Annotated in this window: 11 protein-coding genes and 1 pseudogene; 7 read left to right on the top strand and 5 right to left on the bottom strand. The window is 67.6% G+C overall.

The features are described 5' to 3' along the window. Positions 1-556 precede the first annotated feature (556 nt). Positions 557-841, top strand: a complete 285-nt coding sequence (locus ACRWNM_RS35590; protein ID WP_431972559.1) for a hypothetical protein — start codon at positions 557-559, stop codon at positions 839-841. Between the two features lie 201 nt (positions 842-1,042). Here ACRWNM_RS35590 and ACRWNM_RS35585 read toward each other — a convergent pair whose 3' ends face one another. Further along, complete coding sequence (locus tag ACRWNM_RS35585; RefSeq protein ID WP_431972558.1) at positions 1,043-1,399, bottom strand: winged helix-turn-helix transcriptional regulator; 357 nt, start codon at positions 1,397-1,399, stop codon at positions 1,043-1,045. Positions 1,400-1,485: 86 nt separating this feature from the next. On the opposite strand from ACRWNM_RS35585, the gene ACRWNM_RS35580 reads away from it, so the two are divergent. After that, the gene (locus ACRWNM_RS35580) at positions 1,486-2,466 is read left to right on the top strand and encodes a zinc-dependent alcohol dehydrogenase family protein (RefSeq protein ID WP_431972557.1); all 981 of its coding nucleotides are present in this window, start codon (positions 1,486-1,488) and stop codon (positions 2,464-2,466) included. A 247-nt stretch (positions 2,467-2,713) separates the two neighbouring features. Here ACRWNM_RS35580 and glpK (ACRWNM_RS35575) read toward each other — a convergent pair whose 3' ends face one another. Both glpK (ACRWNM_RS35575) and ACRWNM_RS35570 read right to left on the bottom strand, forming a co-directional pair. Continuing rightward, positions 2,714-4,228 (bottom strand): glycerol kinase GlpK, encoded by a 1,515-nt coding sequence (glpK, locus tag ACRWNM_RS35575; protein WP_431972556.1) that lies wholly within the window; start codon positions 4,226-4,228, stop codon positions 2,714-2,716. A gap of 48 nt (positions 4,229-4,276) precedes the next feature. Further along, positions 4,277-5,041, bottom strand: coding sequence for an IclR family transcriptional regulator (locus ACRWNM_RS35570; RefSeq protein WP_431972555.1), 765 nt, complete (start codon positions 5,039-5,041; stop codon positions 4,277-4,279). Between the two features lie 258 nt (positions 5,042-5,299). Between ACRWNM_RS35570 and ACRWNM_RS35565 the strand changes: the two genes are divergently transcribed. The 4 genes and pseudogenes from ACRWNM_RS35565 to ACRWNM_RS35550 form a co-directional block, all read left to right on the top strand. Next, positions 5,300-6,115, top strand: coding sequence for an MIP/aquaporin family protein (locus ACRWNM_RS35565; RefSeq protein ID WP_431972554.1), 816 nt, complete (start codon positions 5,300-5,302; stop codon positions 6,113-6,115). Positions 6,116-6,151: 36 nt separating this feature from the next. Further along, positions 6,152-7,672: a glycerol kinase GlpK gene (gene glpK, locus ACRWNM_RS35560; protein ID WP_431972553.1), complete on the top strand. Its 1,521-nt coding sequence runs from the start codon at positions 6,152-6,154 to the stop codon at positions 7,670-7,672. A gap of 51 nt (positions 7,673-7,723) precedes the next feature. Continuing rightward, on the top strand, positions 7,724-7,918 hold the full coding sequence (locus ACRWNM_RS35555; RefSeq protein ID WP_431972552.1) for an FAD-dependent oxidoreductase: 195 nt from the start codon (positions 7,724-7,726) through the stop codon (positions 7,916-7,918). Between the two features lie 13 nt (positions 7,919-7,931). Continuing rightward, a pseudogene (locus ACRWNM_RS35550) lies at positions 7,932-7,997 on the top strand (hypothetical protein); the annotation flags it as partial. A gap of 60 nt (positions 7,998-8,057) precedes the next feature. On the opposite strand, the gene ACRWNM_RS35545 reads toward ACRWNM_RS35550, so the two are convergent. Together ACRWNM_RS35545 and ACRWNM_RS35540 are read right to left on the bottom strand one after the other, a co-directional pair. After that, the gene (locus tag ACRWNM_RS35545) at positions 8,058-9,098 is read right to left on the bottom strand and encodes an aldo/keto reductase (RefSeq protein ID WP_431972551.1); all 1,041 of its coding nucleotides are present in this window, start codon (positions 9,096-9,098) and stop codon (positions 8,058-8,060) included. A 77-nt stretch (positions 9,099-9,175) separates the two neighbouring features. Then, positions 9,176-9,643: a VOC family protein gene (locus tag ACRWNM_RS35540; RefSeq protein WP_431972550.1), complete on the bottom strand. Its 468-nt coding sequence runs from the start codon at positions 9,641-9,643 to the stop codon at positions 9,176-9,178. Positions 9,644-9,751: 108 nt separating this feature from the next. Between ACRWNM_RS35540 and ACRWNM_RS35535 the strand changes: the two genes are divergently transcribed. Further along, positions 9,752-10,738 carry a helix-turn-helix transcriptional regulator gene (locus ACRWNM_RS35535; RefSeq protein ID WP_431972549.1) on the top strand — a complete coding sequence of 329 codons (987 nt, stop codon included), beginning with the start codon at positions 9,752-9,754 and terminating at the stop codon, positions 10,736-10,738. Positions 10,739-10,940 lie beyond the last annotated feature (202 nt).

The following is a 10,940-nucleotide window of genomic DNA, read 5'->3' as shown; positions in this document are numbered from 1 at the left end:
CGCACACCGCGCCGATCGAACCGGCCGGCGCGGGGCAGGCGACCTTCAGGTGGCTGTATCGATCCGAGGCCGACCGAACACACCGCTGCACGACGATGACCGTGCAGCGGCCCTTGCTCGGAGACCGACTCGGCTACTCTGCGGCTTTTCGGTGCTCGATTGTGTAATGAGCCATCACCCAGGCGTTTCGAGGTCGTTGGCAGTCATCTCGCTGCCGATCAGTTGGCCAACTCGGTCAAGTAGCGGCATATTCGAAGTCCCCAGCTGGATTTCGCAATCGAGGATGCTGTCGGCACCCCTGCTGGCGGCCAGATGCGACAGTCCGAAGATCAACGGCCCGAGGCCATCTCGGGCCGTTGACCTCCGCGCGGAACGTCCGATAATGACTCCCCTTCAGTCAAGACGCGGTGGGGAGTTCGTCGTTTGGGCCGAAGTCGCTGGAGATGTCGCGGTAGACCAGCGGTAGCAGGACGGTGAGTTCCTAGAGGTTGGCCAGGCTGCGGCGCGCGAGGACGTCGGGGGTGAGGAATCTGTTGGGCACGAAGGGCTCCTAGCGGTGGTGGCGGGGATCGATGCGGTGGATGCGGCCGTGGCGGCGCGGGCCGAGCGGATCGATCCGTCGGTGGGTACGACGGCGTTCATCCGGGAGGACCATCACGGCGAGGTCTTCCTCGACCCGACCCGCGCCGGCGGTGCCACCGTGGCCGCCGCCTACAGTCCCCGCATCTGTCCGGGCGTCACCGTCTCGATCCCGCTGCGCTGGTCGGACCTCGACGACGTGACACCGGCCGACTTCACACTGCTTACCGTGCCGGACCTGCTCGGTGACAGCGATCCCTGATCATCGGAAATGCCTGCGCCGCAGCAGCTTCCCCTGGATCTGGTCGAGGAGGCACCCCACCCCGGTGGCCCAGGTGCAGGCCATGCACGGAGGCAAACGCCGCGCGCGAGCCCGTCGAGGAGAATGAGCCGCTGACATCGGACCGCGCGGGCGACAGCGTCTGCCGCGGTACGCGGCCGGAGACGGACAACCCGGTGTGCATCAACCCCGGGCCGTCTCCTGGAAGTCGACGATGGCCCCGGCGTTGTCCCTCGCCCAGTTCGTCAAGACATCGATGGGCTCGACAAGGGTCAGACCGAGGTCGGTGAGGCTGTACACCACCCGGCGTGGCGCTTCGGCACGGCGCTCGATCAGACCGTACTGCTGGAGTCGGCGCAGCGTCTGGGTGAGGACCTTGCGTGAGATGCCACCACCGATGAGGCCGATGAGCTCACCGTGTCTGTGCGGCCGTCGGCTGAGCCCGAAGAGCACCAGCACGGCCCATTTGTCCGAGAGGATCTCGACGGCCAGCCGTGTGGGGCAGTCGGCGAGAAAAGCCGGTCCGGCGATGTCCTGCATGGAATTCGAAGGTACCAGGAGGTAACCCACGGCTCCGTAGCGTTTTCCGGAGCAACGAATTCAGCGCCAGATGCGGAGGAATCACCATGCCACAGGTAGTCGTCTTCGACCGGTTCGGTGGGCCGGAAGTCATGCACATCGTCGAGGAGCCGGCCGTCGAACCCGCGGCCGGCGAGCTGCGGGTCCGGATCGAGGCATTCGCCGTCAACCCGCTCGACCAGATGATGCGTTCGGGCGCCTCGCCGGCGCCGATCGCCCTGCCGCACGCCCGCCTCGGCGTGGAAGGAACCGGTGTCATCGACGCGGTGGGCCCCGAGGTCGCCGGGTTGCAGGCTGGCGATCCGGTCGTTCTCACGGCAGTTCCGGACGCGAGCGTCCGGGGGAGCTACGCCGAATACCTCACAGTCCCCGCGAGCCGCGTCCTCGCCCGGCCTGCCGGGCTCGGAGTTGCGGAGGCGGCGGCGATCTGGGTCGCCTACTCCACGGCCTACGGTGCGCTCGTCGAGAAGGCGGGGATGCGTCCCGGCGACCATGTCCTCATCACCGCCGCGTCCGGCGGTGTCGGCCGCGCGGCGATACAGATCGCCAATCAGATCGGCGCCGTGCCCATCGCCGTCACCCGGCACGCCGCGAAACAGGACGACCTGCTCGCCACCGGCGCAGCCGCTGTCGTCGCCACCGACCGGATCGGCGTCGCCGAAGCCGTCCGCCACCACACCGGCGGGACCGGCGCCGACATCGTCCTCGACCTCGTCACGGGCCCAGGTCAGCTGGATCTCCTGGCGGCGGCCCGCCCGGGCGCAACGCTGGTCGCCGCCGGCTTCCTGGACCCTCGGCCGGCATCCTTCCCGGCAGGCACACCGCTGACGATCCACGGCTACCGAAGTTTCGAACACACCCTCGACCCTGTGGTCGTCAAGCGTATGGCGGCGTTCTTGAACGCCGGTGTCCGCCTCGGCGTGCTACAGCCGGTCGTCGACAAGACGTTCGCCCTCGACGAGGTGGTCGAGGCGCACCGCCACTTCGAGAAGGGGCTGTACGCCGGGAAGATCGTCGTGACGATCTAGGTGCGGGAGTCGGCGATCGAGTCGCGGACCTTGCGGCGGACGGCCTCGATGTCGTCCTCGGGCGGCGGTGCGCGCGGGGTGGCACCACGTGGCGTACCAGCGCAGCCGCTCCCCGCGAGGGAGCTGCCGTTCCTGCCATACCGCGTGCGTCCACATCGCACATCCCACATGAAGCCGGATGAGTGCGACGCTGACCCAGGTGCCCGACACAAGCCCGCCGCGGTGCGCGCCCGCGGACGACACGCCTCTACCGAGCACGCGGTTTCGATCGCACCCAGCCGAAGGTCAGTTCCACCGCGCGCCTCCACTTCTCGTACTCGTCCTCGCGATGCGCGGGGTCCATTCGCGGAAGCCATTGGGCGGCAAGGCGCCAATTGTTGCGCAGTCCCTCCAGATCCGGCCAGTAACCGACAGCGAGGCCGGCGGCATACGCCGCACCCAGCGAGACGGTCTCGGCGACCAATGGGCGCAAGACGGGTACGTCGAGTACGTCGGCCACGATCTGCATGAGCAGGTTGTTCGACGTCATGCCGCCGTCCACGCGCAGAGTGGCGGCCTGCAGGCCGGAGTCGGCGTTCATCGCCTCGACCACGTCGCGGGTCTGCCACGCGGTGGCCTCCAGCACGGCGCGGGCGATGTGCCCCTTGGTGATGTAGGAGGTCAGTCCGGCAATCAGGCCGCGGGCGTCGCTGCGCCAATGCGGCGCATACAGCCCGGAGAACGCGGGCACCACATAGCAGCCGCCGTTGTCTTCGACGGTGCGCGCGAGCGTTTCGATCTCCGGCGCGCTGGTGACCAGGCCGATGTTGTCCCGCACCCACTGCACGAGCGAGCCGGTGACCGCGATCGGTCCCTCCAGCGCGTACACCGGCTCGGGGCCGATCTGGTAGCCGATCGTGGTGAGCAGGCCGTGCTCGGACCGCACCAGATCGCGTCCGGTGTTCATCATGAGGAACCCGCCGGTGCCGTAAGTGCACTTGGTTTCCCCACGCGCGAAACAGGTTTGGCCGAACAGCGCGGCGTGCTGGTCGCCCAGCGCAGCGGCGATCGGGATGCCCGGCACCACCCGGCGGGTCACGCCGTAGGACGCGGTGGAGCGCTGGATGCGCGGCAGCATCGCCGCGGGAATGCCGAAGAACGCCAGCAGTTCGTCGTCCCACGTGAGGGTGCTGAGGTTCATCAGCAAGGTGCGGCTGGCGTTGGTGACATCGGTGAGGTGCAGCCCGCCGTCGACCCCGCCGGTGAGATTCCAGATCAGCCACGTCTCCATGGTGCCGAACAGCACCTCGCCGCGCTCGGCGCGCTCGCGCAGACCCGGGACGGCGTCCAGCATCCACCGCAGCCGCGGCGCCGCGAAGTACGTGGCCAGCGGCAGGCCGCACAGCTCGCGGATCCGGTCCGCACCCGGACGTTCGCGCAGCTCGCCGACCAACTCCTCGGTGCGCACGTCCTGCCAGACGATGGCGCGCCCGATCGGCATCCCGGTGCGGCGGTCCCACACCACGGTGGTCTCGCGCTGATTGGCGATGCCGAGCGCGACGATCTGGTTGGCGGCCACGCCGGAATCCCGCATCGCCTGCGGCACGATCCGCTCGACGTTGCGCCAGATCTCCAGCGCGTCCTGCTCGGCCCATCCCGGGCGCGGATAGTGCTGCTGGTGCGGGCGCTGCCCGACGCCGACCAAGCGGGCGCGCTGGTCGAACAGTATGCAGCGAGTCGAGGTAGTGCCCTGATCGATGGACAGCACGTAACGTTGCGTCATCGGCGGCCGCCTTCAGTCGAAGTCCGCCAGTCACCGGCCCGCCGGAACTCAGTGCGGCGCACCGAGATCCCTCGAGACCGCCCGTGCGGCGTCGAGGACGTAACCGACCAGCGCCGGCCGGTGCCGCAACTGTGCGTCGCACAGTCGATCCACCCGGCCGGTGATGCCGATGGCGCCGACCACGAGACCGCCGGGCGCTCGGATCGGCGCGGCGATACCCGCCTCGCCCGATCGGAATTCCTCGGTGTCGCCTGCCCATCCGGCCTGCCGCACCACGGCCAGCGCCCTGGCCAACGCGGCTCGGTCGACGAGAGTGCGGTGTGTGAGCGGAGCCAGTTCGCTTCCGCGTACCGTGGCGGCCAGGTCGGTGTCGTAGGCCAGCAGGACCTTGCCCAGAGCAGTCGCGTGCGGGGGCAGGAGTTCGCCGAGCTCGAGCGCCTGCTCGGTGTTGTCCGGCCGGAACACGTGGTGGACCACCACCACCGCGCCGCCGATCGGGGCGCCGATCCGCACCGACTCTCCGGTGCGCGCCGCAAGGGCGTCGGCCCAGTTGATCGCCCGGGAGCGCAGCTCGTTTGCGTCGAGATAGCTGGTGCCCAGATGCAGCAGCGCGGCGCCGAGCTGGTATTTGCCGGTTGCCGGGTCCTGCTCAACGAAACCGACGCCCTGCAACGTGCGCAGAATGCCGTGCGCGGTCGGCTTGGCGAGATCGAGCGCACCCGCGATGTCGCCGATGCCGAGACGACCGGATCCACGGGCCAGCAGCCGCAGTACGGCCGCCGCTCGCTCGATTGATTGGATCGGACCTGGCATGTCGGGAAACCTCTCCGGCGAGTGGCGATTCGACAATGTCGAATCTTCGGTAATACCTGGGTTACATCATTGAAACCCAGTGTGAGCTGCGCCATACATCCTCCTAGCGTGTCGGACGGTAGTGGCGCCGCGGTCTGGCAACCAGCCGAGCCATTCGGCATTGTCGAATACGAGCTATGTCCGACTCGGAAATCCCCCCGTAATTTCCGTTCGGCACGGTCGCGCCCGCGACCTGCGGGGCGAAACGGAGGCTCAACGATGAACTTCGGCTCAATCTTCCTCAGCGAAGCACTCGGTACAGGAGTACTGCTGCTGCTCGGGGTCGGTGTGGTCGCGAACGTACTGCTGGCCAAGTCCAAAGGACAGGACGGCGGCTGGCTACTGATCAACTTTGGATGGGGGTTCGCGGTGCTGGCCGGCGTTTATGTCGCCTACAAGACCGGCGGCCACCTCAATCCTGCGGTCACCATCGGCATCCTGTTCAGCGGTGCCGACGAGTACGCCTCCGGTATCGCCATCTCGGGCGCCACGACGCTCGCCTATCTGAGCGGTCAGCTGGGCGGCGCGTTCCTCGGCGCGACCGTTGCCTACCTGGCCTACAAGCGCCACTTCGACGAGGAGACCGACGAGGAGAAGAAGCTCGCGGTGTTCGCCACCGGCCCCGCGATCCGCGCCTTCCGCTGGAACTTCGCCACCGAGGTGATCGGCACGTTCACCCTGGTCCTGGTGATCCTCGCGTTCGGACACACCCCCAGTGGACTCGGCCCGGTCGCGGCGGCGCTCCTCGTCGTCGGCATCGGCGCGTCGCTCGGCGGCCCGACCGGATACGCCATCAACCCGGCTCGCGACCTCGGTCCGCGCATCGCGCACGCACTCCTGCCGGTCAGCCAGCCCGTGCCGGCCGATGAGGCCCGGGTTCCGGTGGGTGTCGGCGCCCGCTCGTCGGTCGAGTCGCCCGACGTCAGCGCCGAACCGAGCCGCAAGAACTCCGACTGGGGTTATGCCTGGGTGCCGGTGCTCGGCCCGCTGGTCGGCGGCGCGCTCGCCGGTCTCGCTGCCCAGTTCCTGTTCTGAGTCCATTTCCGACAGCAGTTTCTCGAAAGGACCGCGATGACCAAGTTCGTCGGCGCCATCGACCAAGGCACCACGAGCACCCGCTTCATGGTGTTCGACCACAGCGGCAACGAGGTTGCCCGCCACCAGCTCGAGCACGAGCAGATCCTGCCGCGCCCGGGGTGGGTGGAGCACAACCCGACCGAGATCTGGGAGCGCACCCGCGCGGTCATCCAGAGCACCCTCACCAAGGCCGATCTGGTGGCGAGCGATCTGGCCGCGGTCGGCGTCACCAACCAGCGCGAGACCACGGTGGTGTGGAACCGCAAGACCGGGCGGCCGTACTGCAACGCCATCGTGTGGCAGGACACCCGCACCGATCGCATCGCCTCCGACCTGGAGAAGGCCGGGCACGGTGACACCATCCGGCGCAAGTCGGGCCTGCCGCCGGCCACCTACTTCTCCGGCGGGAAGCTGCGCTGGATCCTGGACAACGTTCCGGGTGTGGCCGAGGACGCCGAGCGTGGCGACGCGCTCTTCGGCACCACCGACACCTGGTTGCTGTGGCAGCTCACCGGCGGCGTGGACGGCGGGGTACACGTCACCGATCCGACCAATGCCAGCCGCACCATGCTGATGAGTTTGGAGACGCTGGACTGGGACGACGAGCTGCTGTCGATCTTCGGCATCCGGCGCGCGATGCTGCCCGCCATCGCGCCCTCGTCCAACCCGGAGCTGTTCGGGACCACCCGCGCCGACGGTCCGTTCGGCGGTGCGGTGCCGCTGTCGGGTGTGCTCGGCGACCAGCAGGCGGCCACGGTGGGGCAGGTCTGCTTCCGTCCCGGCGAAGCCAAGAACACCTACGGCACCGGCAACTTCCTGCTGCTGAACACCGGAACCGAGATCGTGCGGTCGCAGCACGGACTGCTCACCACGGTCGCCTACCAGCTCGGCTCGGACAAGCCGGTGTACGCGTTGGAGGGTTCGATCGCGGTGACCGGCTCGGCGGTGCAGTGGCTGCGCGATCAGCTGGGCATCATCTCCGGTGCGGCGCAGAGCGAATCCCTGGCCCGGCAGGCCGAGGACAACGGCGGGGTGTACTTCGTCCCGGCGTTCTCGGGACTGTTCGCGCCGTACTGGCGCTCGGACGCGCGCGGAGCCATCGTCGGCCTGTCGCGCTACAGCACCAACGCCCACGTGGCGCGGGCGACGCTGGAATCGATCTGCTACCAGTCCCGCGACGTCGTCGAGGCCATGCAGGCCGACTCCGGGGTGAAGCTCGACGTGCTGCGTGTGGACGGCGGCGTCACCGCCAACGAGCTGTGCATGCAGTTGCAGGCCGACTTCCTCGGTGTGCCGGTGTCGCGGCCGGTAGTCGCCGAGACCACCGCGCTGGGCGCCGCTTACGCGGCGGGGCTCGCCGTCGGGTTCTGGAACGACACCGACGAGCTCGAACAGAACTGGAACGAGGCCAAGCGCTGGACTCCCACCTGGTCGGACGAGCAGCGCGAGCGCGGCTACGCGCGCTGGAAGAAGGCCGTCTCCCGCACCCTCGATTGGATCGACGTCGACGAATGAGGGGCGACGTCGGCCTACCCGAATAACACCGAAACAAGGAGAGATACCGCTGTGTCCGCACGATTGGACTCCCAGTACCGCGCCCGCGCGGTGAACTCAATCGGCGACACCGAGAGCGATGTGCTCGTCATCGGTGGCGGCGTGGTGGGCGCGGGCGCCGCCCTCGACGCCGCCTCCCGCGGCCTGACTGTGACCCTGCTTCGGGCAAGTCGGCAGCTGACGTCGAATCCGACGTCGGTTTTGTGAGGTCGCAGCAGCCTTGGGTCTGGTTCTGCCGGGTATCTTCGGAAATGCCACGTGGCTCGTGCCGTCTGCGGGAATCGGTCTCGCGCTTCTCATGGTCGGCGCTGTAATCACCCACCTGCGTTACCAGGAGTACACCCGATCACGCGGCGCCACGGTCTTCGGCGGTACGTCGGCGCAGGCTCGGCTGCTGGAGGTCTGGCGGTACATAGGCCACATCGATCGGTCCGGTGTCGGTTCCTGGCGGCACGATCTCATCTATGCGGTCCAACAGGTCGTCGGCGAGGGGCGTGCCGGTTCCCGCGAGTAGGTCGTCCAACTGCTCGACAGTGCGCGGTCCGACGATCGCCGTGGTGACCGCGGGGTGGGCGATGACGAACGCGAGTGCGAGGTGAGTCAGCGGCAGTCCGCTCTGTTCGGCGATGGGAATGAGCGCTTCGACGGCGTCGAGTTTTCGTTCGTCGCTCATGTGTTGTGGCACCCAGTGCATCAGGGCCGCCGATGCTTGCTCTCCGCCACTCTTGCGGTAGCGACCGGTGAGCAGTCCCATCGACAGCGGACTCCAGACCAAGGTCCCCAACCCATAGCGCTGACAGATCGGGAAGATCTCGCGCTCGGCACTTCGATTGAGGATCGAGTAGTGCGGCTGTTCGGCGCGGAACTTGGCCAGGCCACGACGTTCGGAAACCCATTGGCCTTCAACGATGCCGGAGGCCGGGAGGTTAGAGTGTCCGACGGCCCGCACCTTGCCTGCGCGCAGCAGATCGGTCAGCGCGCTCAGGGTTTCCTCGATGTCCGTGCCGGAGTCGGGGTGGTGCATTTGGTAGAGGTCGATGTGGTCGACACCGAGCCGACGCAGCGACGCTTCGACGGCCGAGACGATCCACCGGCGGGAGTTGCCCCGATGGTTGGGTCCGGGGCCCATCGCACCGTTGAACTTGGTGGCGAGAACGACGTCGTCACGACGGCCGCGCAGTGCCTTCCCGACGATCTGTTCGGTCTCACCGTCACCACCGCCGTAGACGTCGGCAGTATCGATAACGTTGATGCCGCTGTCGAGGGCCCGATGGACGATGCGTGCGCACTCGTCATGGTCGGGGTTGCCGAATCGCCCGAACTTCATCGTGCCCAATGCGTAGGGGCTCACCTGAATTCCGGTGCGGCCGAGGGGGCGAGTGCGCATGCGGTGTCTCCTGTGTGGTTGTTCGCGACCTGGACCTTCGGGGTGCGACCGGGTCTGGTCGCACCCCGAAGAGAGCGTTAGGCCGGGACGTATTCGGCTGCGACGTCGAGGATCCAGGTGACACCGAAGCGATCACTGAGCATCCCGAAAGCGGGCGCCCATTGAGCTGGGCCGAATGCCTCGATGATCGTCGCGCCTTCGGCGAGGCGTTCCCACAGTGCGCCGACCTCCTCGAGGGTTTCGCCGCGCACCGAAAGGAAGAACCGTTCCTCGGTGATGGTGGTGCCGTTTTCGCGGCGGGTGGTGGGCGCGGCTGGGGTCGCAGGGGTGTCCTGGCCGGGCACGTCGTAGGCCATGACCCGGAACCCGTTGTCGGCGACGACCTGGCCGAACACCACTTTGGTGGCGTCGGGCAGTTCGGTCGGCATCCCGAAGTCTCCGTAGGTGGCGAGAGTGAGCTGGCCCCCGAACACCGACTGGTAGAACTCCAGGGCCGCGCGGGCCTGACCGCGGAAGTTCAGGTGGGCAACAGTGTTGACCGTCATGGTGATTGATGTCCCTTCGAGTGGTTTTCGCCGCCGGTGGGCGACGAATTCCACACTGTCACCGGTAGAGGACAGGGATTGTCCTCTACTCGTGGCAATCTGGAAACCATGCCGATATCGACCTCGACGGCGACCTCTCGCCGCCTGCTCTCGCTGCTGTCTTTGCTGCAGGTCCGCAGGGACTGGCCAGGGGGTCTGCTCGCCGAGCGGCTCGACGTCAGTGGACGCACAGTGCGCCGCGACGTCGATCGCCTGCGCGAGCTCGGCTATCCCATTCAGGCGATCAAGGGCCCTGAGGGCGGCTACCGGCTGGAGGCAGGCAGTGAGCTCCCGCCGCTGTTGTTCGACGACGAGCAGGCCGTCGCGCTCGCCGTGGCATTGCGGATCGCGGTTGGGACCGGGGCGGGAATCGAAGAGAACGCCGCGCGAGCCCTCGCGACCGTGCGACAGGTCCTGCCTTCCCGATTACGGCAGCGAGTCGATGTGCTCGAGATCGCCGCGGCCGGGGCCGACGTCCAAGTCGATACTCAGAGCCTGGTGGATCTGAGTATCGCGATTCGTTCCGCGGAGGAAGTACGGTTCGACTACCCGGAGGCGACCCCCTCTGACGCGGTCGATCCGCGCCCGTTCCGCCGGATACAACCCCATCACCTCATAGTCCGGAACGGGCGCTGGTACCTGATCGGCTGGGACCCCGAGCGTGCCGACTGGCGGACCTACCGCGCGGACCGGATGACCCTCCGCATCCCCAACGGCCCACGCTTCTCACCCCGGCAACTACCAGGCGGCGATGTCGCAGCCTTCCTCTCCGCCCGCTTCAAAGGCTCTGCCGGTGCCGACGTCTGGCCGTGCAACGGCGAGGTGATCCTCCATCTGCCTGCCCCGCAAGTTGTTCCGTTCGCCGTCGATGGAGTCGTCGAGGCGCTCGACCAAGGGCGAACCAGACTGCTGATCGGTTCGTGGTCATGGGCGGCGCTCGCTGCGACGCTGGCGCGCTTCGATACCGAGATCGAGGTGGTGGCCCCGCAATCGCTACGCGACGCCTTCGCCGATCTATCCGGTCGCGCAGACCGGGCCGCGCAGGTGAGCGCATAACCTGGTCGGAAAGACACAGTCGGATCGATTGCCCGACAGGGGTCCTCGCCGCCTACCTTGCCTTGCAGCAGATCGGATCACGTCATTTGACAGGTTGTTGAGGTATCGATGGGTCCACTTTCGCTGTGGGATCGGCGCTCTCATTCAGCTGTTGGCATGGACGCCTTCGCCAGTTCCTGAAGTGCGGTGCATCAGATTGATC

The sequence above is a fragment of the Nocardia sp. bgisy134 genome (assembly GCF_965341865.1).
In the GTDB taxonomy this organism is placed as follows: Bacteria; Actinomycetota; Actinomycetes; order Mycobacteriales; family Mycobacteriaceae; genus Nocardia.
Note: the sequence above shows the minus strand (reverse complement) of the source record. Positions and strands in the feature narration are given on the sequence as shown.

Bases quoted from the DNA above. Each gene is read 5' to 3' on its own strand.
- ACRWNM_RS35585 (WP_431972558.1), bottom strand. From the start codon at position 1,399: ATGCAGGACATCGCCGGACCGGCTTTTCTCGCCGACTGCCCCACACGG.
- ACRWNM_RS35580 (WP_431972557.1), top strand. From the start codon at position 1,486: ATGCCACAGGTAGTCGTCTTCGACCGGTTCGGTGGGCCGGAAGTCATG.
- glpK (WP_431972556.1), bottom strand. From the start codon at position 4,228: ATGACGCAACGTTACGTGCTGTCCATCGATCAGGGCACTACCTCGACT.
- ACRWNM_RS35570 (WP_431972555.1), bottom strand. From the start codon at position 5,041: ATGCCAGGTCCGATCCAATCAATCGAGCGAGCGGCGGCCGTACTGCGG.
- ACRWNM_RS35565 (WP_431972554.1), top strand. From the start codon at position 5,300: ATGAACTTCGGCTCAATCTTCCTCAGCGAAGCACTCGGTACAGGAGTA.
- glpK (WP_431972553.1), top strand. From the start codon at position 6,152: ATGACCAAGTTCGTCGGCGCCATCGACCAAGGCACCACGAGCACCCGC.
- ACRWNM_RS35545 (WP_431972551.1), bottom strand. From the start codon at position 9,098: ATGCGCACTCGCCCCCTCGGCCGCACCGGAATTCAGGTGAGCCCCTAC.
- ACRWNM_RS35540 (WP_431972550.1), bottom strand. From the start codon at position 9,643: ATGACGGTCAACACTGTTGCCCACCTGAACTTCCGCGGTCAGGCCCGC.
- ACRWNM_RS35535 (WP_431972549.1), top strand. From the start codon at position 9,752: ATGCCGATATCGACCTCGACGGCGACCTCTCGCCGCCTGCTCTCGCTG.